This is a genomic window from Streptomyces sp. NBC_00631 (assembly GCF_045206895.1).
In the GTDB taxonomy this organism is placed as follows: Bacteria; Actinomycetota; Actinomycetes; order Streptomycetales; family Streptomycetaceae; genus Streptomyces.
Genome location: NZ_CP107734.1, coordinates 6,528,238 through 6,553,614, shown reverse-complemented (window position 1 = coordinate 6,553,614; position 25,377 = coordinate 6,528,238). Strand labels below are relative to the sequence as shown.

At 69.0% G+C, this 25,377-nt stretch carries 22 protein-coding genes; 4 read left to right on the top strand and 18 right to left on the bottom strand.

Going from position 1 to position 25,377, the window contains the following annotated elements; genetic code table 11:
- Positions 1-86 precede the first annotated feature (86 nt).
- Genes nuoN through OHB00_RS30045 form a run of 14 tightly spaced genes read right to left on the bottom strand, consistent with a single transcriptional unit; the run spans position 87 to position 16,076 of the window.
- Positions 87-1,736 carry an NADH-quinone oxidoreductase subunit NuoN gene (nuoN, locus tag OHB00_RS30110; RefSeq protein WP_406439331.1) on the bottom strand — a complete coding sequence of 550 codons (1,650 nt, stop codon included), beginning with the start codon at positions 1,734-1,736 and terminating at the stop codon, positions 87-89.
- Complete coding sequence (locus tag OHB00_RS30105; protein ID WP_406439329.1) at positions 1,733-3,304, bottom strand: NADH-quinone oxidoreductase subunit M; 1,572 nt, start codon at positions 3,302-3,304, stop codon at positions 1,733-1,735. Before OHB00_RS30105 ends, nuoN begins: the two co-directional genes overlap by 4 nt.
- 5 nt (positions 3,305-3,309) lie before the next feature.
- A complete protein-coding gene (gene nuoL / locus OHB00_RS30100) occupies positions 3,310-5,256 on the bottom strand; it encodes an NADH-quinone oxidoreductase subunit L (protein ID WP_406439327.1) in 1,947 nt (648 codons plus the stop codon).
- A 14-nt stretch (positions 5,257-5,270) separates the two neighbouring features.
- Positions 5,271-5,570, bottom strand: a complete 300-nt coding sequence (nuoK, locus tag OHB00_RS30095) for an NADH-quinone oxidoreductase subunit NuoK (protein ID WP_046726439.1) — start codon at positions 5,568-5,570, stop codon at positions 5,271-5,273.
- Positions 5,567-6,409, bottom strand: coding sequence for an NADH-quinone oxidoreductase subunit J (locus OHB00_RS30090; RefSeq protein WP_406439325.1), 843 nt, complete (start codon positions 6,407-6,409; stop codon positions 5,567-5,569). Before OHB00_RS30090 ends, nuoK begins: the two co-directional genes overlap by 4 nt.
- Positions 6,406-7,014 (bottom strand): NADH-quinone oxidoreductase subunit NuoI, encoded by a 609-nt coding sequence (gene nuoI / locus OHB00_RS30085; RefSeq protein ID WP_406439323.1) that lies wholly within the window; start codon positions 7,012-7,014, stop codon positions 6,406-6,408. Before nuoI ends, OHB00_RS30090 begins: the two co-directional genes overlap by 4 nt.
- A complete protein-coding gene (gene nuoH, locus OHB00_RS30080) occupies positions 7,007-8,371 on the bottom strand; it encodes an NADH-quinone oxidoreductase subunit NuoH (protein WP_406439321.1) in 1,365 nt (454 codons plus the stop codon). Before nuoH ends, nuoI begins: the two co-directional genes overlap by 8 nt.
- Positions 8,368-10,872 (bottom strand): NADH-quinone oxidoreductase subunit G, encoded by a 2,505-nt coding sequence (locus OHB00_RS30075; protein WP_406439320.1) that lies wholly within the window; start codon positions 10,870-10,872, stop codon positions 8,368-8,370. Before OHB00_RS30075 ends, nuoH begins: the two co-directional genes overlap by 4 nt.
- Positions 10,869-12,215 (bottom strand): NADH-quinone oxidoreductase subunit NuoF, encoded by a 1,347-nt coding sequence (nuoF, locus tag OHB00_RS30070; RefSeq protein ID WP_406439318.1) that lies wholly within the window; start codon positions 12,213-12,215, stop codon positions 10,869-10,871. The genes OHB00_RS30075 and nuoF overlap by 4 nt, the downstream gene beginning before the upstream one ends.
- Entirely contained in the window at positions 12,215-13,093 is an 879-nt protein-coding gene (gene nuoE, locus OHB00_RS30065) for an NADH-quinone oxidoreductase subunit NuoE (protein WP_406439317.1), read from the bottom strand. The genes nuoF and nuoE overlap by 1 nt, the downstream gene beginning before the upstream one ends.
- The gene (locus OHB00_RS30060; protein ID WP_406439315.1) at positions 13,090-14,412 is read right to left on the bottom strand and encodes an NADH-quinone oxidoreductase subunit D; all 1,323 of its coding nucleotides are present in this window, start codon (positions 14,410-14,412) and stop codon (positions 13,090-13,092) included. The genes nuoE and OHB00_RS30060 overlap by 4 nt, the downstream gene beginning before the upstream one ends.
- A complete protein-coding gene (locus tag OHB00_RS30055) occupies positions 14,409-15,152 on the bottom strand; it encodes an NADH-quinone oxidoreductase subunit C (RefSeq protein WP_234533923.1) in 744 nt (247 codons plus the stop codon). Before OHB00_RS30055 ends, OHB00_RS30060 begins: the two co-directional genes overlap by 4 nt.
- Positions 15,149-15,703: an NADH-quinone oxidoreductase subunit B family protein gene (locus OHB00_RS30050; RefSeq protein WP_152885510.1), complete on the bottom strand. Its 555-nt coding sequence runs from the start codon at positions 15,701-15,703 to the stop codon at positions 15,149-15,151. Before OHB00_RS30050 ends, OHB00_RS30055 begins: the two co-directional genes overlap by 4 nt.
- A 13-nt stretch (positions 15,704-15,716) precedes the next feature.
- Positions 15,717-16,076, bottom strand: coding sequence for an NADH-quinone oxidoreductase subunit A (locus tag OHB00_RS30045; protein ID WP_007383963.1), 360 nt, complete (start codon positions 16,074-16,076; stop codon positions 15,717-15,719).
- Positions 16,077-16,845: 769 nt separating this feature from the next.
- On the opposite strand from OHB00_RS30045, the gene OHB00_RS30040 reads away from it, so the two are divergent.
- Both OHB00_RS30040 and def read left to right on the top strand, forming a co-directional pair.
- Positions 16,846-17,661, top strand: a complete 816-nt coding sequence (locus OHB00_RS30040) for a C40 family peptidase (RefSeq protein WP_406439312.1) — start codon at positions 16,846-16,848, stop codon at positions 17,659-17,661.
- Between the two features lie 229 nt (positions 17,662-17,890).
- Entirely contained in the window at positions 17,891-18,517 is a 627-nt protein-coding gene (gene def / locus OHB00_RS30035) for a peptide deformylase (protein ID WP_406439310.1), read from the top strand.
- A 6-nt stretch (positions 18,518-18,523) separates the two neighbouring features.
- Here def and OHB00_RS30030 read toward each other — a convergent pair whose 3' ends face one another.
- Complete coding sequence (locus OHB00_RS30030; protein WP_406439308.1) at positions 18,524-19,858, bottom strand: geranylgeranyl reductase family protein; 1,335 nt, start codon at positions 19,856-19,858, stop codon at positions 18,524-18,526.
- A 48-nt stretch (positions 19,859-19,906) separates the two neighbouring features.
- Between OHB00_RS30030 and OHB00_RS30025 the strand changes: the two genes are divergently transcribed.
- Together OHB00_RS30025 and OHB00_RS30020 are read left to right on the top strand one after the other, a co-directional pair.
- Positions 19,907-20,443 carry a GNAT family N-acetyltransferase gene (locus OHB00_RS30025; RefSeq protein ID WP_406439306.1) on the top strand — a complete coding sequence of 179 codons (537 nt, stop codon included), beginning with the start codon at positions 19,907-19,909 and terminating at the stop codon, positions 20,441-20,443.
- Between the two features lie 110 nt (positions 20,444-20,553).
- Positions 20,554-20,862: a PASTA domain-containing protein gene (locus OHB00_RS30020; protein ID WP_406439304.1), complete on the top strand. Its 309-nt coding sequence runs from the start codon at positions 20,554-20,556 to the stop codon at positions 20,860-20,862.
- 15 nt (positions 20,863-20,877) lie between these two features.
- Here the strand turns inward: OHB00_RS30020 and OHB00_RS30015 are convergent, their stop codons facing one another.
- From OHB00_RS30015 to OHB00_RS30005, 3 genes are read right to left on the bottom strand one after another with little or no spacing between them, the layout of a single operon-like run.
- Positions 20,878-21,573, bottom strand: coding sequence for a demethylmenaquinone methyltransferase (locus OHB00_RS30015; protein ID WP_406439302.1), 696 nt, complete (start codon positions 21,571-21,573; stop codon positions 20,878-20,880).
- A 24-nt stretch (positions 21,574-21,597) separates the two neighbouring features.
- Positions 21,598-22,977 carry an acyltransferase gene (locus OHB00_RS30010; RefSeq protein WP_406439300.1) on the bottom strand — a complete coding sequence of 460 codons (1,380 nt, stop codon included), beginning with the start codon at positions 22,975-22,977 and terminating at the stop codon, positions 21,598-21,600.
- Positions 22,977-25,376: a bifunctional polysaccharide deacetylase/glycosyltransferase family 2 protein gene (locus OHB00_RS30005; protein ID WP_406439298.1), complete on the bottom strand. Its 2,400-nt coding sequence runs from the start codon at positions 25,374-25,376 to the stop codon at positions 22,977-22,979. The genes OHB00_RS30010 and OHB00_RS30005 overlap by 1 nt, the downstream gene beginning before the upstream one ends.
- Between the last annotated feature and the right edge of the window lies 1 nt (position 25,377).

Here is a 25,377-nt window from a genome sequence, read left to right as displayed (position 1 = left end):
CGCGGACGCGCGCCCGCGGGGCCGCACGCGCGCGTGGGCCCCGGCTCCTGTGCGGGGAACCGGGGCCCGGGGCCGTACGGGATGTCTCAGCGCACGAACACGCCCGCCTGGCTGGCGAGGTTCAGGAAGTACTGCGGTGCCACACCGAGTACCAGGGTGACTGCCACGCCGAGGCCGATCGCCGCCATGGTGAGCGGTGACGGCACGGCGACTGTCGGTCCCTCGGGGCTCGGCTCGCTGAAGAACATCAGCACGATCACGCGGATGTAGAAGAACGCGGCGATCGCCGACGAGATCACACCGATCACGACCAGCGGGACCGCCCCGCCCTCGGCCGCCGCCTTGAACACGGCGAACTTCCCGGCGAAGCCCGAGGTCAGCGGGATGCCCGCGAAGGCCAGCAGGAACACGGCGAAGACGGCTGCGACCAGGGGCGAGCGGCGGCCGAGGCCTGCCCATTTGGACAGGTGGGTCGCCTCGCCGCCCGCGTCGCGGACCAGGGTGACCACGGCGAACGCGCCGATGGTCACGAAGGAGTACGCGGCCAGGTAGAAGAGGACCGACGACACGCCGTCCTTCGACGTCGCGATGACACCGGCGAGGATGAACCCGGCGTGTGCGATCGACGAGTACGCGAGGAGCCGCTTGATGTCCGTCTGGGTGATCGCGACGATCGCGCCGCCCAGCATGGTGATGATGGCGACGCCCCACATGACCGGCCGCCAGTCCCACCGCATGCCGGGCAGGACGACGTACAGCAGCCGCAGCAGGGCACCGAAGGCGGCGACCTTGGTGGCGGCCGCCATGAAGCCGGTGACCGGGGTGGGCGCGCCCTGGTAGACGTCGGGCGTCCACATGTGGAAGGGGACGGCGCCGACCTTGAAGAGGAGCCCCATGACGACCATGGCGGTGCCGATCAGGAGCAGCGCGTCGTTGCCCATGGTGTTGGCGAGGGCCGGGTCGACGTTGGTGACGGTGCCGTCGACGACCTGGGCGATGGTGGCGTACGACACCGAGCCGGCGTAGCCGTAGAGCATGGCGATGCCGAACAGGGTGAACGCGGAGGCGAAGGCGCCGAGCAGGAAGTACTTGACGGCGGCTTCCTGCGACATGAGGCGCTTGCGGCGGGCCAGGGCGCACATCAGGTAGAGCGGGAGGGAGAAGACCTCCAGGGCCACGAAGAGCGTCAGCAGGTCGTTGGCCGAGGGGAAGACCAGCATGCCTGCGATGGCGAAGAGCAGGAGCGGGAAGACCTCGGTGGTGGTGAAGCCGGCCTTCACGGCGGCCTGCTCGCTGTCGCTGCCGGGCACGGAGGCGGCCTGGGCGGCGAAGGAGTCGACTCGGTTGCCGTGGGCGGCGGGGTCGAGGCGGCGTTCGGCGAAGGTGAACAGGCCGACGAGGCCGGCGAGCAGGATTGTCCCCTGGAGGAACAGGGAGGGTCCGTCGACGGCGATGGCGCCCATGGCGGCGACGCGCGCCTTGGTGGTGCCGTATCCGTCGGCGGCGAGGGCGACGACTGCCGCGAAGGCGGCGCACAGGGCGACGGCGGAGACGAACACCTGCGCGTAGTAGCGGGACTTGCGCGGGAGGAACGCCTCGACCAGTACGCCGACGATCGCCGCGCCGATGACGATCAGGGTGGGCGACAACTGCCCGTATTCGATCTTCGGCGTGTCGATCTTCGAGATTGGTTCGGCCGCGGTTGTCCACAGGCTGTGGACGGCTGCTGCGCTCACTTGGCCGCCTCCACTGCTGGCTTGGGGTCGGTCTTGTGTACGTCCGACATGGTCTGCTTGACCGCCGGGTTGACGATGTCGGTGACGGGCTTCGGATAGACGCCCAGGAAGATCAGCAGGACGATCAGCGGGGCGACCACGACGAGCTCGCGTACCTTCAGGTCGGGCATCGTGGAGACCGCCGGTTTCACCGGGCCCGTCATCGTCCGCTGGTAGAGGACGAGGGTGTAGAGCGCGGCGAGGACGATGCCGAAGGTGGCGATGATCCCGATCGCCGGGTAGCGCGTGAACGTGCCGACCAGGACCAGGAACTCGCTCACGAAGGGGGCGAGGCCCGGCAGGGACAGGGTGGCCAGGCCGCCGATCAGGAAGGTGCCGGCGAGTACCGGGGCGACCTTCTGCACACCGCCGTAGTCGGCGATGAGCCGGGAGCCGCGCCGGGAGATCAGGAAGCCGGCGACCAGCATCAGTGCGGCGGTGGAGATGCCGTGGTTGACCATGTAGAGGGTGGCGCCGGACTGTCCCTGGCTGGTCATCGCGAAGATGCCGAGGATGATGAACCCGAAGTGGGAGATGGACGCGTAGGCGACCAGACGCTTGATGTCGCGCTGCCCGACGGCGAGCAGTGCGCCGTAGATGATGCTGATCAGGGCGAGGACGAGGATGGTGGGCGTCGCCCACTTCGACGCCTCCGGGAAGAGCTGGAGGCAGAAGCGGAGCATCGCGAACGTGCCCACCTTGTCGACGACCGCGGTGATGAGGACGGCGACGGGGGCGGTGGACTCCTGCATGGCGTTGGGCAGCCAGGTGTGCAGCGGCCACAGCGGCGCCTTCACCGCGAAGGCGAAGAAGAAGCCGAGGAACAGCCAGCGTTCGGTGCTGGTGGCCATGTGCAGGGTGCCGTTCGCGCGGGCCTGCGCGATCTCGGTGAGGGAGAAGTTCCCCGCGACCGTGTACAGGCCGATGACCGCGGCCAGCATGATCAGGCCGCCGACCAGGTTGTAGAGGAGGAACTTCACGGCGGCGTACGACCGTTGCGTCGACGCGGCTTCCTCGCCCTGTGCGTGGGCCCGGTCCCCGAAGCCGCCGATGAGGAAGTACATCGGGATGAGCATGGCTTCGAAGAAGATGTAGAAGAGGAAGACGTCGGTGGCTTCGAAGGAGATGATCACCATCGCCTCGACGGCCAGGATCAGGGCGAAGAAGCCCTGGGTGGGACGCCACCGCTTGCTGCCGGTCTCCAGCGGGTCGGCGTCGTGCCAGCCTGCCAGGATGATGAACGGCATCAGCAGGGCCGTCAGGCCGAGCAGGGCGACCGCGATGCCGTCGACACCCAGCTCGTACCTGACTCCGAAGTCGGCGATCCAGGCGTGGGATTCGGTGAGCTGGTAGCGGGCGCCGCCGGGGTCGAAGCGGACCATGACGACGGTCGCCAGGACGAGCGTGGCGAGCGAGACCAGCAGCGCGAGCCATTTGGCGGCGGTGCGCCGGGCGGCCGGTACGGCGGCCGTGGCGACCGCGCCGACGGCCGGGAGGACCGCCGTCGCTGTCAGCAGGGGAAAGGACATCGGTATCAGACCGCCCTCATCAGCAGGGTCGCGGCGACCAGGAGGGCAGCGCCGCCGAACATCGAGACCGCGTACGAGCGCGCGTAGCCGTTCTGCAGTTTGCGCAGCCGGCCGGAGAGGCCGCCGAAGCCGGCCGCCGTGCCGTTGACGACGCCGTCGACCAGGGTGTGATCGACATACACCAGGGAGCGGGTGAGGTGTTCGCCGCCGCGGACCAGGACGACGTGGTTGAAGTCGTCCTGGAGGAGGTCGCGGCGGGCCGCGCGGGTGAGCAGCGAACCGCGCGGGGCGATGGCGGGCACGGGCCGGTGGCCGTACTGCAGGTAGGCGATGCCGACTCCGATGATCAGGCAGACCATGGTGGCGCCGGTGACCGCGCCCGCGCTGAGCGGGGAGTCGCCCTCGCTGTGCCCGGTGATCGGCTCCAGCCAGTGCAGGAAGCGGTCGCCGATGCTGAAGAAGCCGCCCGCGAAGACCGAGCCGATCGCCAGAGCGATCATCGGGATGGTCATGATCTTCGGGGATTCGTGCGGGTGCGGTTCGGCGTGCTCGCCGTGGTGTTCTGCGGCGGGCTCGGCGCTCGGCGCCTCCGGGGAGCGGGTGGGCTGGTTGCGCCAGCGTTCCTCGCCGAAGAACGTCATCAGCATCACGCGCGTCATGTAGAAGGCGGTGATGGCCGCACCGAGCAGGGCGCAGGTGCCGAGGATCCAGCCCTCGGTGCCGCCCTTGGCGAACGCCGCCTCGATGATCTTGTCCTTGGAGAAGAAGCCGGACAGGCCCGGGAAGCCGATGATGGCGAGGTAGCCGAGGCCGAAGGTGATGAAGGTGACCGGCATGTACTTGCGGAGGCCGCCGTACTTGCGCATGTCGACCTCGTCGTTCATGCCGTGCATGACGGAACCGGCGCCGAGGAACAGACCGGCCTTGAAGAAGCCGTGCGTCACCAGGTGCATGATCGCGAAGACGTAGCCGATCGGGCCGAGGCCGGCCGCGAGCACCATGTAGCCGATCTGCGACATGGTCGAGCCGGCGAGAGCCTTCTTGATGTCGTCCTTGGCGCAACCGACGATCGCACCGAAGAGGAGGGTGACGGCACCGACGACGGTGACGACGAGCTGTGCGTCGGGGGCCGCGTTGAAGATGGCTCCGGAGCGGACGATGAGGTAGACGCCGGCGGTCACCATGGTCGCCGCGTGGATGAGGGCGGAGACCGGGGTGGGGCCTTCCATGGCGTCCCCGAGCCAGGACTGCAGCGGAACCTGGGCGGACTTGCCGCAGGCGGCGAGGAGCAGCATCAGGCCGATCGCGGTGAGCCTGCCCTCGGAGGCGTCGGTGGCGTGGCTGAGGACCGGGCCGAAGGCGAATGTGCCGAACGTGGTGAACATCAGCATGATCGCGATGGACAGGCCCATGTCGCCGACTCGGTTGACGAGGAAGGCCTTCTTGGCCGCCGTCGCCGCGCTGGGCTTGTGCTGCCAGAAGCCGATCAGCAGGTAGGAGGCGAGGCCGACGCCCTCCCAGCCGACGTACAGCAGCAGGTAGTTGTCGGCGAGGACGAGCAGCAGCATCGCCGCGAGGAACAGGTTGAGGTAGCCGAAGAAGCGGCGGCGGCGCTCGTCGTGCTCCATGTACCCGACCGAGTACAGGTGGATGAGCGAGCCGACGCCGGTGATCAGCAGGACGAACGTCATCGACAGCTGGTCGAGGCGGAAGGTGACGTCCGCCTGGAAGCCGGCCACCGGGACCCAGGTGAACAGGTGCTGCATCAGGGTGCGGTCGTCGGCGTTCCTGCCGAGCAGGTCGGCGAAGAGGATGACGCCGAACACGAAGGACGTCGTCGACAGGAGCGTGCCGATCCAGTGGCCTACGGCGTCCAGGCGGCGGCCGCCGACCAGGAGGACGGCCGCTCCGAGCAGAGGCGCCGCGATCAGCAGCGCGATCAGGTTCTCCACGATTCAGCGACCCCTTACAGCTTCATCAGGCTGGCGTCGTCGACCGAGGCCGAGTGGCGGGTACGGAACAGCGACACGATGATCGCGAGCCCGACCACGACCTCCGCGGCGGCGACGACCATCGTGAAGAAGGCGATGATCTGGCCGTCGAGATTGCCGTGCATCCGGGAGAAGACGACGAACGCGAGGTTGCAGGCATTCAGCATCAGCTCGATGCACATGAAGACGACGATCGCGTTGCGTCTGATCAGCACACCGGTGGCGCCGATCGTGAACAGCAGGGCGGCGAGGTAGAGGTAGTAGACGGGGTTCACTTCGACGCCTCCTCGCTGCGCTTGAAGTTCGCGGGCTCGGTCGGGGTCCGCTCCAGCCGTTCCTCGGAGCGCTGTTCCAGGGCCCGCAGATCGCCGAGCGCCTCCGCGGACACGTCACGGATCTGACCGCGGTCGCGGAGTGTCTTGCTGACGGTGAGCTCGGACGGGGTGCCGTCGGGGAGCAGGCCGGCGATGTCAACGGCGTTGTGCCGGGCGTAGACGCCGGGGGCGGGCAGGGGCGGCAGGTGCTTGCCCTCGCGGACGCGCTGTTCGGACTGCTCGCGCTGGGTCTTGGGGCGTTCGGTGCGCTCCCTGTGGGTGAGCACCATGGCTCCGACGGCGGCGGTGATGAGCAGGGCGCCGGTGATTTCGAAGGCGAAGACGTACTTGGTGAAGATGAGGGCGGCGAGACCCTCCACGTTGCCGTTGGCGTTGGCCTGGCCGGTGCCTTGGAAATTCTTCAGGGAGGCGTTGGCGATGCCTGCGAGGAGCAGCACGCCGAAGCCGACCCCGCAGAGAAGGGCCAGCCAGCGCTGACCCTTGATGGTCTCCTTCAGGGAATCGGCGGCGGTCACGCCGACCAGCATCACCACGAAGAGGAACAGCATCATGATCGCGCCGGTGTAGACGACGATCTGGACGATGCCGAGGAAGTAGGCGCCGTTGGCGAGGTAGAACACCGCCAGGATGATCATGGTTCCGGCGAGCGACAGCGCGCTGTGCACGGCCCGCTTCATGAAGACGGTGGACAGGGCGCCGATCACGGCGACGGTGCCGAGGACCCAGAACTGGAAGGCCTCGCCGGTGGAGGTGGCGTAGGCGGCGAGCTGCGGGCTCATACGTCCACCTCCCGCTCCTGCTCGTCGGGCTTCTCGCCCTTGGAGACGGCCACCTGGCGTACGGTCCCGGGCGCGGCCTCGGTGACCAGGCCCCGGTAGTAGTCCTGTTCGTCGGTCCCCGGGAAGATCGCGTGCGGTGAGTCGACCATGCCCTCTTCGAGGCCGGCGAGGAGCTGTTCCTTGGTGTAGATGAGGTTGGCGCGGCTGCTGTCGGCCAGTTCGAACTCGTTGGTCATCGTGAGCGCGCGCGTGGGGCACGCTTCGATGCACAGACCGCACAGGATGCAGCGGGCGTAGTTGATCTGGTAGACGCGGCCGTAGCGTTCGCCCGGCGAGTAGCGCTCCTCGTCGGTGTTGTCGGCGCCCTCCACGTAGATGGCGTCGGCGGGGCAGGCCCAGGCGCACAGCTCGCAGCCGACGCACTTCTCCAGGCCGTCCGGATGGCGGTTGAGCTGGTGCCGTCCGTGGAACCGCGGGGCCGTGGTCTTCTGCTGCTCCGGGTACTGCTCGGTCAGCCGCTTCTTGAACATGGCCTTGAAGGTCACGCCGAAGCCGGCCACGGGGTTCTGGAAACCGGGCTTGGTCTCCTTGGGCTCCTCAGCCATCGGACGCCTCCTTTCCATCCGTAGATCCGTCACTGACAGTGTCCGGTCCGCCACTGACAATCAGCTCCCGCTCCCGGCGGGGGCTGCGCCGGGGCACCGGCGGCAGTTCCTGTCCGGGCAGCGGCGGGACGGGGAAGCCGCCCGCCATCGGGTCGAACGCGGCCGGCTCGGCGGCGGGCTGCGCGGCCTCCTTGCCCTTGTCGCGGAAGATGTCCACGACGAAGGAGAGGAGCAGCAGGGCGAGGACTCCGCCGATGACGTAGAGGGCGATGTCGGCGAAGTCGTAGTTCTGGTTGCGCAGGGTCCGGACGGTCGCGACGAGCATCAGCCAGACGACGGAGACCGGGATGAGGACCTTCCAGCCGAGCTTCATCAGCTGGTCGTAGCGCACGCGCGGGAGTGTGCCGCGCACCCAGACGAAGCCGAACAGCAGCAGGACGACCTTGGCCATGAACCAGAGCATCGGCCACCAGCCGTGGTTGGCGCCCGCCCAGACGGTGCTGATCGGCCACGGGGCCCGCCAGCCGCCGAGGAACAGGGTGGTCGACACGGCGGAGACGGTCACCATGTTGACGTACTCGGCGAGCATGAACATCGCGAACTTGATCGACGAGTACTCGGTGTTGAAGCCGCCGACCAGGTCGCCCTCGGACTCGGGCATGTCGAACGGGGCGCGGTTGGTCTCGCCGATCATGGTGACGACGTAGAGGATGAACGAGACCGGCAGCAGCAGGATGTACCAGCGGTCCTGCTGCTGGGCGACGATCGTGGACGTCGACATCGAGCCGGAGTAGAGGAACACGGAGGCGAACGCGGCACCCATGGCGATCTCGTAGGAGATCATCTGGGCGCAGGAGCGCAGGCCGCCGAGGAGCGGGTAGGTGGAGCCGGAGCTCCAGCCGGCGAGGACGATGCCGTAGATGCCGACGGAGGCGACCGCGAGGATGTAGAGCATCGCGATCGGCAGGTCGGTGAGCTGCATCGTGGTGCGGTGGCCGAAGATGGAGATCTCGTTGTCGGCCGGGCCGAACGGGATGACCGCGATGGCCATGAACGCCGGGATCGCCGCGACGATCGGCGCGAGGATGTAGACGGCCTTGTCCGCGCGTTTGACGACGACGTCTTCCTTGAGCATCAGCTTGATGCCGTCGGCGAGCGACTGGAGCATGCCCCAGGGGCCGTGCCGGTTGGGGCCGACGCGCAGCTGCATCCAGGCGACGACCTTGCGCTCCATGACGATGGAGATCAGCACGGTCACCATCAGGAAGGCGAAGCAGAAGACCGCCTTGAGGACGACCAGCCACCAGGGGTCGCGGCCGAACATGGAGAGGTCTTCAGCGGCGAGGTACGGGCTCATGCCTCCACCTCCTTGGGTGCCTCACCGGCGGTGGCCGCCGGGCCGATGCGGACGAGGGAGCCGGGCAGGGCTCCGGTGTCGGAGGCGACGCCGCCGCCGACCGAGTTCAGCGGGAGCCAGACCACCCGGTCGGGCATCTCGGTGATCCGGAGCGGGAGTTCGACGGTGCCGGAACTCCCGGTGACGGCGATGAGTCCGCCGTTCTCGACGCCCGCCTCGGCGGCGGTCGCCGCGGACACGCGCGCGTGGGCGGCGTGCCGGGTGCCCGCCAGTGCCTCGTCGCCCTCCTGGAGGACGCCCTGGTCGAGGAGGAGCCGGTGCCCGGCGAGCACCGCCTCCCCGGCCGCCGGCCTGGGCAGCGGTGTCGACGTCTCCAGCGGTTCGGAGGCCTTCGCCCCGTCCCAGGCGCCGAGCCGGTCCAGCTCCGCCCGCGCGGTGCGCAGGTCGGGCAGGCCCAGGTGGACGTCCATGGCGTCGGCGAGCATCTGGAGCACGCGCGCGTCGGTGGGTGGGAGCCGCCGGGCCATCTGGTCGGGCTTGAGGGCGGCCTCGAAGAGACGCGCCCGGCCCTCCCAGTTGAGGAAGGTGCCGGCCTTCTCGGCGACCGCGGCGACCGGCAGGACGACGTCGGCGTGTTCGGTGACCTCACTGGGCCGCAGCTCCAGCGAGACCAGGAAGCCGACGGCTTCGAGTGCCGCACGCGCGCGTGCCGGGTCGGGCAGGTCGGCGACCTCGACGCCGGCGACCAGCAGGGCGGAGAGCTCGCCGCGGGCGGCGGCCTCGATGATCTGTCCGGTGTCGCGGCCGTAGCGGAGCGGGAGTTCGGAGACGCCCCAGGCGGCGGCGACCTCCGCACGCGCGCGTGGGTCGGTGGCCGGACGGCCGCCCGGCAGCAGCGACGGCAGCGCACCCGCCTCGATCGCACCGCGCTCACCGGCCCGGCGCGGGATCCACACCAGCCGGGCGCCGGTGGCGGTGGCGGCCCGTACGGCGGCGGTGAGGCCGCCGGCGACCGATGCCAGCCGCTCTCCTGCGACGATCACCGCGCCGTCGGCGCGCAGCGCCTCGGCGGCCCGGGTGCCGGGCTCTTCGAGGCCGACGCCGCTCGCGAGGGCGTCCAGCCACTCGGTCTCGGTGCCGGGAGCGGCCGGCAGCAGCGTGCCACCGGCTTTCTCCAGCCCGCGTGTGGGGTACGTGGCGACGGAGTACACCTGCTGCTTGCGTTTGCGCCAGGCCTTGCGCAGCCGCAGGAAGACGCCGGGCGCCTCCTCCTCCGACTCGAACCCGACGAGCAGGACGGCGGGCGCCTTCTCCAGGGAGGTGTAGGTGACGCCCGTGCCGTCGAGGTCGTGGCCGCGGCCGGCGATCCGGGCGGCCAGGAAGTCGGCCTCCTCGCTGCTGTGCACACGCGCGCGGAAGTCGATGTCGTTGGTGTCGAGGGCCACGCGCGCGAACTTGCTGTACGCGTAGGCGTCCTCGACGGTGAGCCGGCCGCCGGTCAGGACGCCGGCCCGGGAGCGGGCGGCGGCCAGTCCCCGCGCGGCCGCTTCGAGGGCCTCCGGCCAGGAGGCGGGTTCGAGCACGCCCTGGTCATTGCGGACCAGCGGGGTCTCCAGGCGGTCCTTGTGCTGCGTGTACCGGAACGCGAAGCGTCCCTTGTCGCACATCCACTCCTCGTTGACCTCGGGGTCGTTGGCGGCGAGCCGCCGCATGACCTTGCCGCGCCGGTGGTCGGTGCGGGTGGCGCAGCCGCCCGAGCAGTGCTCGCACACGGACGGCGAGGAGATCAGGTCGAAGGGGCGGGAACGGAAGCGATACGCCGCCGAGGTCAGCGCGCCGACCGGGCAGATCTGGATGGTGTTGCCGGAGAAGTACGACTCGAACGGGTCGCCCTCGCCGGTGCCGACCTGCTGCAGTGCGCCGCGCTCCAGGAGCTCGATCATCGGGTCGCCGGCGACCTGGTCGGAGAAGCGGGTGCAGCGCGCGCACAGCACGCAGCGCTCGCGGTCGAGGAGCACCTGGGTGGAGATGGGGACGGGCTTCTCGTAGGTGCGCTTCCTGCCGTCGAAGCGGGACTCCGCGTTGCCGTGCGACATCGCCTGGTTCTGCAGCGGGCACTCGCCGCCCTTGTCGCAGACGGGGCAGTCCAGCGGGTGGTTGATGAGCAGCAGCTCCATCACGCCGTGCTGGGCTTTCTCGGCCACGGGTGAGGTGAGGTGGGTCTTCACCACCATGCCGTCCGTGCACGTGATCGTGCAGGACGCCATGGGCTTGCGCTGGCCCTCGACCTCGACGATGCACTGCCGGCATGCGCCGACCGGGTCCAGCAGGGGGTGGTCGCAGAAGCGCGGGATCTCGATGCCGAGTTGCTCGGCGGCACGGATGACCAGGGTGCCCTTGGGCACGCTGATCTCGATGCCGTCGATCGTCAGCGTGACGAGGTCCTCCGGCGGGACCGCCGCCGTTCCCCCCGAGGAGGGGGAACTCGTGGTCACGGTCATGCGTTCACCTCCGGGCGGTCCGCCCAGGCCGTCGACTTGGCCGGGTCGAAGGGGCAGCCCCGGCCCGTGATGTGCTGCTCGTACTCCTCGCGGAAGTACTTCAGCGAGGAGAAGATCGGGGACGCTGCGCCGTCGCCGAGGGCGCAGAAGGACTTGCCGTTGATGTTGTCGGCGATGTCGTTCAGCTTGTCGAGGTCGGACATGACGCCCTTGCCGGCCTCGATGTCGCGCAGCAGCTGCACGAGCCAGTAGGTACCTTCGCGGCAGGGGGTGCACTTGCCGCAGGACTCGTGGGCGTAGAACTCGGTCCAGCGGGTGACGGCGCGCACCACGCAGGTGGTCTCGTCGAAGCACTGGAGTGCTTTCGTGCCGAGCATGGAACCGGCGGCGCCCACTCCTTCGTAGTCAAGAGGGACGTCGAGGTGCTCGTCGGTGAACATCGGCGTCGAGGAGCCGCCCGGGGTCCAGAACTTCAGGCGGTGGCCGGGGCGCATCCCGCCGCTCATGTCGAGGAGCTGGCGCAGGGTGATGCCGAGCGGTGCCTCGTACTGGCCGGGGCTCGCGACATGGCCGCTGAGGGAGTAGAGCGTGAAGCCGGGTGACTTCTCGCTCCCCATCGACCTGAACCATTCCTTGCCCTTGTGCAGGATGGCGGGAACCGAGGCGATGGACTCGACGTTGTTCACAACAGTCGGGCAGGCATAGAGCCCTTCGACAGCCGGGAAGGGGGGACGCAGCCGCGGTTGGCCGCGGCGGCCTTCGAGCGAGTCGAGCAGTGCGGTCTCCTCACCGCAGATGTACGCGCCGGCGCCGGCGTGCACGGTGAGTTGCAGGTCGAGTCCGCTGCCGAGGATGTTCTCGCCGAGGTAGCCGGCCGCGTAGGCCTCGCGCACGGCCTCGTGCAACCGCCGCAGGACGGGGACGACTTCTCCACGCAGATAGATGAAGGCATGCGACGACCGGATGGCGTGGCACGCGATCACGATGCCCTCGATGAGGCTGTGCGAGTTGGCGAAGAGGAGCGGGATGTCCTTGCAGGTCCCGGGCTCCGATTCGTCGGCGTTGACAACTAGATAGTGCGGTTTGCCGTCTCCCTGCGGAATGAACTGCCACTTCATCCCGGTGGGGAATCCAGCGCCGCCGCGGCCGCGCAGTCCGGACTCCTTGACGTACGCGATCAGGTCGTCCGGTGACATGGCGAGCGCCTTGCGGAGCCCCTCGTATCCTTCGTGCCTTCGGTAGACGTCGAGCGTCCAGGACCGGTCCTCGTCCCAGAAGGCCGACAGCACGGGTGCGAGCAGCTTCTCGGGGCTGGTGTCCTTGAGGTCGGGTACCACCGTCATCACTCCCCCTCCTCGGCGGCAGGCCCTGCCGGGTGCGACGGGTCGGAGGCCGAGGTCTCCTGCGGTGCGTCATGGGAACTGAGGTGCTCGGTCGGCGACGGCTCGTGCACCGGCCGGTCCTGCCGGCCCGGTGTCTGCTCCTGCGGGCCTCCGCGCGGATGGACCACGCGCGCGGGTGCGGCCTCACCCCTTGCCAGGCGGAGGCCGGCCAGCGACGCGGGTCCCGCACTGCCGCTCTCCTCGACGGCCCCGGGCCGCTCGTCGGGGAAACCGGCCAGGATCCGCGCGGTCTCCTTGAAGGTGCACAGCCGGGCGCCGCGCGTGGGCTCGACGTCCCGGCCCGCGCGCAGGTCGTCGACGAGGCGTTTGGCGCTGGCCGGGGTCTGGTTGTCGAAGAACTCCCAGTTGACCATCACGACGGGCGCGAAGTCGCAGGCCGCGTTGCACTCGATGTGCTCCAGGGTGACCTTGCCGTCGCCGGTGGTCTCGCCGTTGCCGACGCCGAGGTGCTCCTGGAGGGTCTCGAAGATCGCGTCGCCGCCCATGACCGCGCACAGGGTGTTGGTGCAGACGCCCACCTGGTAGTCGCCGGAGGGCTTGCGCCGGTACATGGTGTAGAAGGTGGCGACGGCGGTGACCTCGGCCGTGGTCAGCTTCAGGATGTCCGCGCAGAACTGCATCCCGGTGCGGGTGACGTGTCCCTCCTCCGCCTGTACGAGATGCAGCAGCGGCAGCAGGGCGGACCGGGAGTCGGGGTAGCGGGCGACGACGTCGCGCGCGTCCGCCTCCAGGCGGGCCCGGACGTCGTCCGGGTACGCGGGCGCGGGCAGCTCGGGCATGCCCAGGCTGACACCGCGCTCCGAGGAAGAGGTGGTCACCGGTCGACGCCTCCCATCACGGGGTCGATGGACGCGACGGCGACGATGACGTCGGCGACCTGGCCGCCCTCGCACATCGCCGCCATGGCCTGCAGGTTGGTGAAGGACGGGTCACGGAAGTGGACCCGGTAGGGGCGGGTGCCGCCGTCGGAGACGGCGTGCACGCCGAGTTCGCCCTTGGGTGACTCGACGGCCGCGTAGGCCTGCCCGGGCGGCACCCGGAACCCCTCGGTGACCAGCTTGAAGTGGTGGATCAGGGCCTCCATGGAGGTGCCCATGATCTTCTTGATGTGGTCGAGGGAGTTGCCGAGTCCGTCCGGCCCGAGGGCGAGCTGGGCGGGCCAGGCGATCTTCTTGTCGGCGACCATGACCGGTCCGGGCTGAAGCCGGTCCAGGCACTGCTCGACGATCCCGAGCGACTGGCGCATCTCCTCCAGGCGGACCAGGAAGCGGCCGTAGGCGTCGCAGGTGTCGGCGGTCGGGATCTCGAAGTCGTACGTCTCGTAGCCGCAGTACGGCTGGGCCTTGCGCAGGTCGTGCGGCAGGCCGGCGGAGCGCAGGATCGGGCCGGTGGCGCCGAGGGCCATGCAGCCCGCCAGGTCGAGGTAGCCGATGTCCTGCATGCGGGCCTTGAAGATGGGGTTCCCGGTGGCGAGCTTGTCGTACTCCGGGAGGTTCTTGCGCATCTTCTTCACGAACTCGCGGATCTGGTCGACCGCGCCGGGCGGCAGGTCCTGCGCGAGGCCGCCGGGGCGGATGTACGCGTGGTTCATCCGCAGGCCGGTGATGAGTTCGTAGAGATCGAGAATCATTTCACGATCACGGAAGCCGTAGATCATGATCGTGGTGGCGCCGAGTTCCATGCCGCCGGTGGCGATGCACACCAGGTGGGAGGAGAGCCGGTTCAGCTCCATCAGGAGCACCCGGATGATCGTGGCGCGCTCGGAGATCTGGTCCTCGATGCCGAGGAGTTTCTCGACGGCGAGACAGTAGGCGGTCTCGTTGAAGAAGGACGTCAGGTAGTCCATGCGCGTCACGAACGTGGTGCCCTGCGTCCACGTGCGGAATTCGAGGTTCTTCTCGATCCCGGTGTGGAGATAGCCGATGCCGCAGCGGGCCTCGGTGACCGTCTCGCCGTCGATCTCCAGGATGAGACGGAGCACTCCATGGGTGGACGGATGCTGGGGACCCATGTTGACGACGATGCGTTCGTCGTCGGCGCGGGCCGCGGACCGGACGACCTCGTCCCAGTCGCCGCCGGTGACCGTGTACACGGTGCCCTCGGTGGTCTCCCGCGGAGTTGCGTGCTGCGTGCTCATGAGTACGACCTCCGCTGGTCCGGAGCCGGGATCTGGGCGCCCTTGTACTCGACGGGGATGCCGCCGAGGGGGTAGTCCTTGCGCTGCGGATGGCCCTGCCAGTCGTCCGGCATCATGATCCGCGTCAGGGCCGGATGACCGTCGAAGACGATCCCGAAGAAGTCGTAGGTCTCGCGCTCGTGCCAGTCGTTGGTCGGGTAGACGGAGACCAGGGACGGGATGTGCGGGTCGGCGTCCGGGGCGCTGACCTCCAGGCGGATCAGCCGGTTGTGGGTGATCGAGCGCAGGTGGTAGACGGCGTGCAGCTCGCGGCCCTTGTCATGGAGGTAGTGGACGCCGCTGACGCCGGTGCACAGTTCGAAGCGCAGGGCCGGGTCGTCGCGCAGGGTGCGGGCGACGCGCGGCAGGTGCTCGCGTTCGATGTGGAAGGTGAGCTCGCCGCGGTCGACGACCGTCTTCTCGATGGCGTTCTCGGGGAGGAGGCCTTGTTCCTCAAGGGCGCCCTCCAGCTCGTCGGCGACCTCGTCGAACCAGCCGCCGTAGGGGCGGGCCGCCGGCCCCGGGAGTCGGACCGAGCGGACCAGGCCGCCGTAGCCGGAGGTGTCGCCGCCGTTGTTGGCGCCGAACATGCCGCGCTGGACGCGGATCTCCTCACCGCCCTGGCCGCGCTGGCCCGGAAGGTTGTCGGCGGCCAGGTCCTTCTCGGGGTTGACCCCGTTGTGGCCGTTCGCGTCGCTCACCGCAGCAGCCCCTTCATCTCGATCGTGGGCAGGGCCTTGAGCGCCGCCTCCTCCGCCTCCCGGGCCGCTTCCCTCGCGTTGACGCCGAGCTTGGAGGTCTGGATCTTCTGGTGGAGCTTGAGGATCGCGTCCATCAGCATCTCGGGGCGCGGCGGGCAGCCGGGCAGGTAGATGTCGACGGGGACGATGTGGTCGACGCCCTGGACGATCGCGTAGTTGTTGAACATGCCGCCCGAGGACGCGCAGACGCCCATGGAGATCACCCACTTGGGGTTGGGCATCTGGTCGTAGACCTGCCTGAGCACCGGCGCCATCTTCTGGCTGACCCGGCCGGCGACGATCATGAGGTCGGCCTGGCGGGGTGAGCCGCGGAAGACCTCCATGCCGAAGCGCGCCAGGTCGTAGCGGCCCGCACCCGTGGTCATCATCTCGATGGCGCAGCAGGCGAGGCCGAAGGTGGCGGGGAAGACGGACGCCTTGCGCACCCAGCCCGCGGCCTGCTCGACGGTGGTCAGCAGGAATCCGCTCGGCAGCTTTTCTTCGAGTCCCATGTCCAAAGACCCCTCAGTCCCATTCCAGGCCGCCGCGCCGCCACACGTACGCGTAGGCGACGAAGACGGTGAGCACGAAGAGCAGCATCTCCACGAGCCCGAAAACACCCAGGGCGTCGAAGGTGACGGCCCAGGGGTAGAGGAAGACGATCTCGATGTCGAAGACGATGAAGAGCATCGCCGTCAGGTAGTACTTGATCGGGAAACGCCCGCCGCCGGCCGGCGTGGGGGTCGGCTCGATTCCGCACTCGTAGGCTTCGAGCTTGGCGCGGTTGTACCGCTTCGGACCGATCAGCGTGGCCATGACCACGGAGAAGATCGCAAAGCCTGCCCCGAGGGCTCCCAGTACGAGGATGGGCGCATAGGCGTTCACCGCTCCTCGCTCCTCTCAGTCGGCACTGACTGGTGGCGGTTCGGATCGGGCTCCCCACCTGCCTCATCCGTCACGCGAACCTCGCGCGTCCCGGGCGAAGATCGCGAACATGTGAAGCAGGTCACAAGCCCAACTGCCTCGCATCTTATGCCCGCCGCTCTGTGATCTGCGACACGGGGTATTACACAAGCTTTGTGATCTCCACCACCTGACGATCGATCATGAAGTCGGATGAGTAGTGATCTTCGTACGCGAAGCGTTCACCTGATCACCAGAAGTGACATTTACGACCGTTGATGCAGACAGGAGGGGGTTTCGGGCGGGCGTCTCTATATCAAGAGAGTTCCTCTGCATGCAAATTGGTGATGGACAGGGCTCCTTGATAGAGGGCCGCATTCACACATCAGAGGGAGGCGCTGGACGCGATGTGGACGCGTGCACGCGTTCACGAACCCGGAGGGACTCACCACCGGCCCGGCCCCCGCGCGAGACGCACCCCTCCCGGTGACCGTTCCGTGACCTGCACCACATCGATGAGAGGCGTCTGAGAACCGGGCTTGGCCAACCATCGCAACCGATGGTAGGTCGCGGGCAATTCGGACGTAACAGCGAAAGAACGTGATCACGGGCTTGATCATGAGCGTCCGCTATGTCCGTTACGGCGTCAATAAAGAAAGACATTCGAGGGATTCACGGTCTCGATTGAGCAACTGTGGCGCAGCACACGTTTCTTGAAGATATGAAGGAGCCCCTGATACCGGTTGTTCCCATGTCCCACACCGCTCACATACGCAGCCACCGGAAGCCCCGCCGCAGCGCGACGACAAACATCGCCGTGCGCGCCGGAGTTGCCAGTGGCGTCCTCGGCATGGCAGCGGCGGGCGCGGCCTCGGCGAGTGCCGCCGAACCCGTGACGCAGACGCTCGAACTGCCCACGCTGACGGCCGATCTGGCCACCCAGGTGGCCCAGTCCGCCGACGCCACGCAGCAGGCCGCGGCGAACTACACCCTCCAGGCCGAGCGCGACACGGCCGCCGCAAATGCCGCGAAGCAGGCAAAGGCGGACCTCGCCCAGGCGAAGAAGAAGGCCGAGGCGAAGAAGAAGGCCGAGGAGGCCCGCAAGGCCGCCGCCGAGCGCGCCGCCTCCCGCAGCGCCGAGCGGACCACCCTCAGCGCCTCCACGGGCGCCAGCGCCGCCACGAGCACCTCCACGAGCACGTCCACGGCGACCGGTTCCGCCGCCGCGGTGGTCGCCTTCGTGAAGGCGCAGATCGGCGACGCCTACGTCTCCGGCGGCACGGGCCCCAACTCGTGGGACTGCTCGGGTCTCGTCCAGGCCGCCTTCAAGTCCGTGGGCGTCAGCCTGCCGCGCGTCTCCCAGGACCAGTCGACGCAGGGCACCCAGGTCTCGCTGAGCAACCTCCAGCCCGGCGACATCCTCTACTGGGGCAGCGCCGGCAGCGCGTACCACGTGGCGGTGTACGTGGGTGACGGCATGTTCGTCGGCGCGCAGAACCCCTCCAGCGGTGTCGGTGAGCACCCGCTGTCGTACGACCCGCCGACCGGTGCGGTGCGGGTGCTCTGACATCACCGGCAACAACGACAACTCGGGCATCGCACAAGCACGGTAGGGCCGCAGCCGCTCGGGGGCAGCGGCCCTTCCGGCGTGCCCGCCCTTCTCCCGGTTGTCCACAGGCCGCAGGGGAGCGCGAGGGTTTTCCACAGGCCCGCACGTGATCCGGTGACTCCTGGGATGCTCGACGCAGGCCGCTCGCACACGGCGGCGGCCCGAGATCCGAGAAGGAGACACCGCGATGCCACGCGTCTTCGTCCAGGGAAACCCCATGGACTACTACCCCCGGCACGCCCCCGAGGCCCGGCGCGGTTCGGTGCGCCGGATCACCGAGACCGGTGAGGACGTCCTGCACAAGCCGTGCCGGGACGTCACCGAGTTCGGCCCCGACCTCGCCGCGCTCATCGACGACATGTTCCTCACCATGTACATCGCCGACGGAGCCGGTCTCGCGGCCAACCAGGTCGGAGTCGACCTGCGGCTGTTCGTGTACGACTGCCCCGACGACGACGGTGTCCGGCATGTCGGACACATCATCAACCCCGTACTGGAGGCCCAGGGCCCGGCCGGGCGGCGACTGCTGGACGACAGCGAGGGATGCCTGTCGGTGCCGGGTGCCGTGATGGACGTACCGCGGCCGGACCGGGCGGTCGTGCGCGGGCAGGACAAGGACGGCAATCCGCTCACCGTTGAGGGAACGGGGTATTTCGCCCGCTGCCTGGCGCACGAGACCGACCATGTGAACGGGCGCGTGTATCTCGACCGGCTCTCCAAGCGGGAGCGGAAGGAAGCGCTGCGACAGGTGGCGGACCGGCGGGAGGACGTCTACGCCCGCCGGGCCGCCAACATCGAGGCGATCCGTTCGTAGGAGCGGTCAGGCCTTCGGGGCCACCTTGCTCAGGCCGTTGATGATGCGGTCCATCGCGTCGCCGCCGGTCGGGTCGGTGAGGTTCGCCAGGAGTTTCAGGGTGAACCTCATCAGCAGCGGGTGGGTCAGGCCGCGCTGGGCGGCGATCTGCATGACCTTCGGGTTGCCGATGAGCTTCACGAAGGCGCGGCCCAGCGTGTAGTAGCCGCCGTAGGTGTCCTTGAGGACGCGCGGGTAGCGCTGCAGGGCCAGCTCGCGCCCGCCGGCGGTGGCCCGCGCGTGGGCCTGGACGATGACGTCGGCGGCGATCTGGCCGGACTCCATGGCGTAGGCGATGCCCTCGCCGTTGAAGGGGTTCACCAGGCCGCCGGCGTCGCCGACGAGGAGGAGGCCGCGCGTGTAGTGGGGCTGGCGGTTGAAGGCCATGGGAAGGGCGGCGCCGCGGATCGGGCCGGTCATGTTCTCGGGGGTGTAGCCCCAGTCCTCGGGCATGGAGGCGCACCAGGCCTTGAGGACCTCGCGCCAGTCCAGTTCCTTGAAGGAGTCGGAGGTGTTCAGGACGCCCAGACCCACGTTGGAGGTGCCGTCGCCCATGCCGAAGATCCAGCCGTAGCCGGGCAGGAGGCGCTCCTGGGGGCCCCGGCGGTCCCAGAGTTCCAGCCAGGACTCCAGGTAGTCGTCGTCATGACGGGGGGAGGTGAAGTAGGTCCGCACGGCCACGCCCATCGGGCGGTCCTCGCGGCGGTGCAGGCCCATCGCGAGGGAGAGCCGGGTGGAGTTGCCGTCGGCGGCCACGACGAGCGGGGCGCGGAAGGTGACTTCGCGCTTCTCCTCGCCGAGCTTGGCGTGCACGCCGGTGATCCGGCCGGTGCGGTCGTCGACGATCGGGGCGCCGACGTTGCAGCGCTCGAAGAGGCGGGCGCCCGCCTTCTGCGCCTGGCGGGCGAGCTGTTCGTCGAAGTCGTCGCGCTTGCGGACCAGGCCGTAGTCGGGGAAGGAGGCGAGATCCGGCCAGTCCAGCTGGAGGCGGGTGCCGCCGCCGATGATGCGCAGGCCCTTGTTGCGCAGCCAGCCGGCCTCCTCGGAGATGTCGATGCCCATGGCGACCAGCTGCTTCACCGCGCGCGGGGTGAGTCCGTCGCCGCACACCTTCTCGCGCGGGAACTCGGTCTTCTCCAGGAGGAGGACGTCAAGGCCGGCCTTGGCGAGGTGGTAGGCGGTCGTGGAGCCGGCTGGCCCCGCGCCGACGACGATGACATCGGCGGTGTTTTCGGAGAGGGGCTCGGTCACGGCGGGGGCTCCCCAAGGCTCGAAATCTGCGTGCCGACCGGCACTGGACATGGGCAGTCTATTCAGCGGTACTGATCACCCTGCTGAAGGGCTGCCCCTGTGAACCGAGCTCTCCCCGCGGTACGGCTGCGTGTACCCACGCACGAGGACGCGTTCGCCTGGCATCGGGTCTTCGACCACCCGGAGGTCATGGAGTTCTACGGCGGGAGGTCCGCGGAGCTGTCCGTCTACGAGGAGCTCACCGCCCGCCAGCGCCGGCACGACGCGGAGCTCGGTTTCTGCCTGTGGACGATGACCGACGAGTCGGGCCAGGTCATCGGCTTCACCGGTGCCCAGCCGTGGGTGCCGGACTGGGGGCCCAGGGGTGAGATCGAGATCGGCTGGCGGCTCGGGCGGGACCACTGGGGCAAGGGGTACGTGACGGCGGCGGCGCACATGACGCTGGGGCGGCTGCGGGCGGTGGGTGTGCCGAAGGTGGTGGCGATGGTGCGGCCGGGGAACGAGCGGTCGGTCGCGGTCACCCGGCGCCTCGGGATGGAGCTGGCGGAGACGTTCCCGCACCCGCGGCTCCCGGAGGAGGCGCTCTGCTACCGGCTCGACCTGCAGGGCGTCGACGCCGATAGTTACAGAGAGTAGCGATCTGTTACAGAAAGACACCCGGTGCTTCCGGCCGCCATGTGCCGGGGGTTACCCTTCCAGTACCGCTGGGGGTGACATCTGTGCATATAACACCCAAAACACCCGAAGTGCGCGTGCCACGACTGGTCGGACTGATGGCCGTGGACGCGCGCGAGACCGCCCGGGCGCGGGGTCTGTTCCTCAACGCGCCGGACCGGCCGGAATTCCATCTCACAGTTGTCGACTACGTCGTACGCCAGTTCCCGCAGGCCGGTGCCGAGGTGCCGCGGGACTCGATGGTGTACGTGTGGTTCGACTTCGGTGAGGGGGAGGGCGGCGGGGGCGTGCGCGAGCCCCGCATCCCGCGGCCGCCGAAGGGCGGCCTGCAACGGGAGCTGGACCAGCCCGGGGACGCCTTCGAGGTGAGCAGCCTGTGAGTCACCGGCCGGGGCTCAGGCCTCCTTGAAGCCCCGGTGCAGGGCGACGATCCCGCCGGTGAGGTTGCGCCAGGCCACCTTCGACCAGCCCGCCTCACGCAGCCGTCCGGCCAGGGCCGGCTGGTCGGGCCAGGCGCGGATGGACTCGGCGAGGTAGACGTAGGCGTCCGGATTGGAGGAGACCGCGCGGGCGACCGGCGGCAGTGCGCGCATCAGGTACTCGGTGTAGACGGTCCGCAGGGGCGCCCAGGTCGGGTGCGAGAACTCGCAGATCACGACCCGGCCGCCGGGCCGCGTCACCCGGTACATCTCGCGCAGGGCCGCGTCGGTGTCCTGGACGTTGCGCAGCCCGAAGGAGATCGTCACGGCGTCGAAGGTGCCGTCCCCGAACGGCAGCCGGGTGGCGTCGCCCGCGGTGAAGGGCATCCAGGCGTTGCGCCGCTTGCCGACCTGGAGCATCCCCAGGGAGAAGTCGCAGGGCACGACGTAGGCACCGGCCCGGACGAACGGCTGGGAGGAGGTGCCCGTGCCGGCCGCCAGGTCCAGGATCTTCTGCGCGGGGCGCGCGTCGACCGCCTTGGCGACCTCCTTCCGCCACTGCCGGTCCTGACCGAGCGACAGGACGTCGTTGGTCAGGTCGTACCGTTCCGCCACGTCGTCGAACATCGAGGCGACTTCGTGCGGCTGCTTGTTCAGGGAAGCGCGGGTCACGCTCGCCATTCTTGCAGCACGCCCTCAGGGGACGAGCTTCGGCTTCTTCTTCGCGGCCACGTCCTCCACCCAGCCGCACGCCACGATGAACACCGCGATCAGGATCCAGCCGACTCCGAACATGAACCACTGGCTCTCCAGGGGGAGCCATTTCTCGAAGGCGGGCACGTTCCACATCTGGTCGATCAGCGGGACCGCCAGGACGAGGGCGATCTCGTGCCAGAGGTAGATCGTCACCGCCCGGGCGTTGAAGATCGTGACCGTCCGGTCGAGCTTCCTGAAGCGGCTCAGCCAGGCAAAGTCGATCTTGAAGTAGGCCTTCGCCCACATCAGCAGCATCACGAACCCGGCCGACCAGAAGGCCTGAGCGAGGGGGTTCTCGTCCAGGTCGTAGGTGCCGAAGTCGGCCTGGTGCGAGAAGGCGTACCAGCCGCCGTAGCCGACGGCGGCGAGCGAGCCCACGACCACCAGGGCCGGCTTCATCCGCTGGAGCACGCCGTCGCGGTGCGCGAAGCCCAGGATCCAGCAGAAGAGGTACGTCGACAGGTCCCACAGGGCGGAGCCGAACCGGTTGTCCGGGCCCGACCAGACGAAGTTCAGGACCAGGATCGGAGCAAGGGAGAGGAGGAGGACCGGGATCGGAGCCTTGCGGAAGATCCACAGCAGGGCCGGGGAGAGGAGGACGAACCAGAGGTAGGTGCGCAGGTACCAGAGGATCTCCCAGGCCTGCATGCCCCACGCGTTGCCCGGCGGGTCGCCGAGCGGCACGATCCAGTAGACGATCTGCCAGCCCGGCATCCAGTCGTGGATCAGCATCGCCAGGACGACGAAGAAGCCCCAGAACCAGAAGGGGGGCAGCAGGCGGCGGAGGCGGCTCTTGACCACCTTCGGCGCCGGGCGCTCCAGGGACTTCGCCATGAGGGTGCCGGCGAGGCCGAACATGATGCCCATGGAGGGGAACACCATGCCGCACCAGGCCCAGCCGAAGGTGTGGTAGGTGACGACGCGGATGAGGGCGACGGCGCGGAGGGTGTCGAAGTAGCGGTCCCTTGCAGGGGGCTTGGGCTGCGGGTTCGGGTCGGACTCGTGGGCGTCTGCTGGTTCGGCGCCGCCCGGACCTGTCGGCTGCGCCCGCCCTCCCCCACGCTCGGCTTCGCTCGCGCGGGGGGACTGCCATCGCCTTGCGGAACGACTGCCCACAGCAGTGGGCTCCGGTTCCGGTTCCGGTTCCGGTTCCACCAGGGGTAGGGGGGCCGTCTGCTCGGGCGCCGGGGGGTAGCCGTAGTCGACGTACTGCTGTTGCTGGGGGTACGGCTGCTGGGCGTACTGCTGCTGGTCGGCGTAGGGGCCGTAGTCGTAGCCGTTGTAGCCCTGCTGGTACGGATTCTGCTGGTCCCAGGTCATCAGCCGCTCACCCCCGCCGGGGTGCCGACCTCGCCGGTGCGCTTGAGTTTCTGCCAGCGCAGGCGGCCGCCGGTGAGGGCGGTGATGCAGGAGTGGATGAGGACGAGGTACATCATCTGGCGGTAGGCGAGTTGCTGCAGCGGCATCATCGCGAGGTAGCGGTACTTCTCCTTGTCGAGGCGGAACGCGTAGGCGGCGCAAGCCAGTTGGATGCCGAGGACGGCGAGCCAGGCCAACAGGGCCGCCCCGAAGTCGACGAAGATCATCGAGTAGACCGTGAAGACGTCGATGAGCGGGGCGAAGACCGGTGTGACGATCTGGAAGAGGACCACCAGGGGCATGCCGACGCGGCCGAAGCGGCCCGAAGCGCCCTTGTCCGTGAGGGACTTGCGGTGCTTCCACAGGGCCTGCATGGTGCCGTAGGACCAGCGGTAGCGCTGGGACCACAGCTGCTTGAACGAACCGGGCGCCTCGGTCCAGGCCTTGGCGTGCTCCTGGTAGACGACCCGCCAGCCCGCGCGGTGCATGGCGATGGTGATGTCGGTGTCCTCGGCGAGGGTGTCCTCGCTCATGCCGCCCACCTGGAGCACCGCGTCGCGGCGGAACGCGCCGATGGCGCCGGGGATGGTGGGCATGCAGCGCAGCAGGTCGTACATGCGCCGGTCGAGGTTGAAGCCCATCACGTACTCGATGTGCTGCCAGGCGCCGATGATCGTGTTGCGGTTGCCGACCTTGGCGTTGCCTGCGACCGCGCCGACCTCGGGGTCGGCGAACGGCTGCACGAGGTGCCGTACCGTCTCCGGTTCGAAGACCGTGTCGCCGTCCATCATCACGACGATGTCGTAACTGGCGTTGCGCACTCCGTTGTTGAGGGCGGCCGGCTTACCCGCGTTCTCCTGCCGGACGACCCGGACGTTGGTCATGCCGAGCTTGTCGGCGGCGGTGCGGGCGATCTCCGAGGTGCCGTCCGTGGAACCGTCGTCGACGACGATGATCTCGATCGGGTGGGTGCTCCGCGCCAGCGACTCCAGGGTGTTGGCGATGCACTCCTTCTCGTTGTACGCCGGGACGATCACGCTCACCGGCCGGGTGACCGTCGGGCCCCAGCTGAAGCGGCGTTTGTTGCGCTGTCTGTAGTGACGGCGGGCGACGAGCAGCATCATCCCGAAGCGGCCCATCACCGCGACGCCGACGACGAACAGCAGGCCGGAGAGGACGGGGAGGCCCCACTCGGCTATCGCGACCGCCACGATGAGCGCCTTGCCCTCGTAGAGGGTCATGCCGGTGGCCGTGCGGTGGGCGGCCTGGAGGCGGGAGACGGTGGTGGCTCCGGTGCCCGTCCCGGTGCCGGTGCCGCTGCTGGGCGCGCTGCCGCCCTCGCCGTTCAGGCCGGTGCCGCCGGGCTGGGAGCCGGTGCCCGTGCCGGCGGCGGTGCCCGTCACGCCGGCCTCGGTGAGCGTGGTGGAGGTCTGGCTGTCGGAGCCGGTGCTCGCGGCGGCGGCCTGCCGCTCGGCGGCGTTCCGCTTCTCGATGACACCGCTGACGGTGGTGAAGGTGTAGCCCTTCGCCTTCATCTTCTTGATGTACTGGGGCAGTGCCTTGATCGTCTGCGAGCGCTCACCACCCGCGTCGTGGAAGAGGACCGCCGCACCCTTGGTGCCGCTCGGCGTGGCCCACTTGACGATCTTCGAGACGCCCGGCTTCTTCCAGTCGTCGCTGTCGGTGTCGACGAAGACGCTGGTGTAGCCCTCGTCGCCGAGCTTCTTGTAGACCGGCCAGCTGTAGTTGTCGATGGCGTCGGTCTCGGAGGAGTACGGCGCGCGGAAGAGGGTCGTGGTGATCCCGGCCGCGCCCGCCAGCGCGAGTTGCGTCTGCTGCATCTCGCGGTTGATCCGGGCGTCGCTCTGGTACGACAGGTCGACGTGCGTGAACGTGTGGACGCCGACCTCGTTGCCCTGCTGGACCATCGTCTTCACGATGTTCGGGTAGCGCGACACCATCGAGCCGACCAGGAAGAACGTGGCGGGCACGTCGTACTGCTTGAGGATCTTGAGGACCTGCGGGGTGTACGTCGGGTTCGGACCGTCGTCGAAGGTGAGGGCGATGGTCTTGGAGGGGACCGAGACGGCGGTCGCCCGGCCGCCCCTGAAGGTGAGGATCGGGCCGCCGTCGAGGACCTTGTCCGGCACCTTGCTGGAGCTGGCGCCGCTGCGGACCCGCTGGTCGCCGCCGACCTCTGCGCGCAGATAGCCGTCGAGCAGCATCACGCAGGTCAGCGCCAGCAGGAGCAGCAGGGCGAGGATGACACGTGGTTTCTGCAGCGCCGCGGCCCTGCCCGCCGCCCGCTCGATGCGGGAGGGGGCGCGCCTGCGGCCGCGTGAGGACGTCGGTGTAGTCATG

Excerpts from the sequence above, each read along its gene's own strand:
- OHB00_RS30005 (WP_406439298.1), bottom strand. The coding sequence starts at position 25,376 with ATGACTACACCGACGTCCTCACGCGGCCGCAGGCGCGCCCCCTCCCGC.
- nuoI (WP_406439323.1), bottom strand. The coding sequence starts at position 7,014 with ATGGCTGAGGAGCCCAAGGAGACCAAGCCCGGTTTCCAGAACCCCGTG.
- nuoF (WP_406439318.1), bottom strand. The coding sequence starts at position 12,215 with ATGACGGTGGTACCCGACCTCAAGGACACCAGCCCCGAGAAGCTGCTC.
- OHB00_RS30030 (WP_406439308.1), bottom strand. The coding sequence starts at position 19,858 with ATGTCCAGTGCCGGTCGGCACGCAGATTTCGAGCCTTGGGGAGCCCCC.
- def (WP_406439310.1), top strand. The coding sequence starts at position 17,891 with ATGCCACGCGTCTTCGTCCAGGGAAACCCCATGGACTACTACCCCCGG.
- OHB00_RS30010 (WP_406439300.1), bottom strand. The coding sequence starts at position 22,977 with ATGACCTGGGACCAGCAGAATCCGTACCAGCAGGGCTACAACGGCTAC.
- OHB00_RS30060 (WP_406439315.1), bottom strand. The coding sequence starts at position 14,412 with ATGAGCACGCAGCACGCAACTCCGCGGGAGACCACCGAGGGCACCGTG.
- OHB00_RS30050 (WP_152885510.1), bottom strand. The coding sequence starts at position 15,703 with ATGGGACTCGAAGAAAAGCTGCCGAGCGGATTCCTGCTGACCACCGTC.
- OHB00_RS30105 (WP_406439329.1), bottom strand. The coding sequence starts at position 3,304 with ATGTCCTTTCCCCTGCTGACAGCGACGGCGGTCCTCCCGGCCGTCGGC.
- nuoH (WP_406439321.1), bottom strand. The coding sequence starts at position 8,371 with ATGAGCCCGTACCTCGCCGCTGAAGACCTCTCCATGTTCGGCCGCGAC.
- OHB00_RS30040 (WP_406439312.1), top strand. The coding sequence starts at position 16,846 with ATGTCCCACACCGCTCACATACGCAGCCACCGGAAGCCCCGCCGCAGC.
- OHB00_RS30090 (WP_406439325.1), bottom strand. The coding sequence starts at position 6,409 with ATGAGCCCGCAGCTCGCCGCCTACGCCACCTCCACCGGCGAGGCCTTC.
- OHB00_RS30075 (WP_406439320.1), bottom strand. The coding sequence starts at position 10,872 with ATGACCGTGACCACGAGTTCCCCCTCCTCGGGGGGAACGGCGGCGGTC.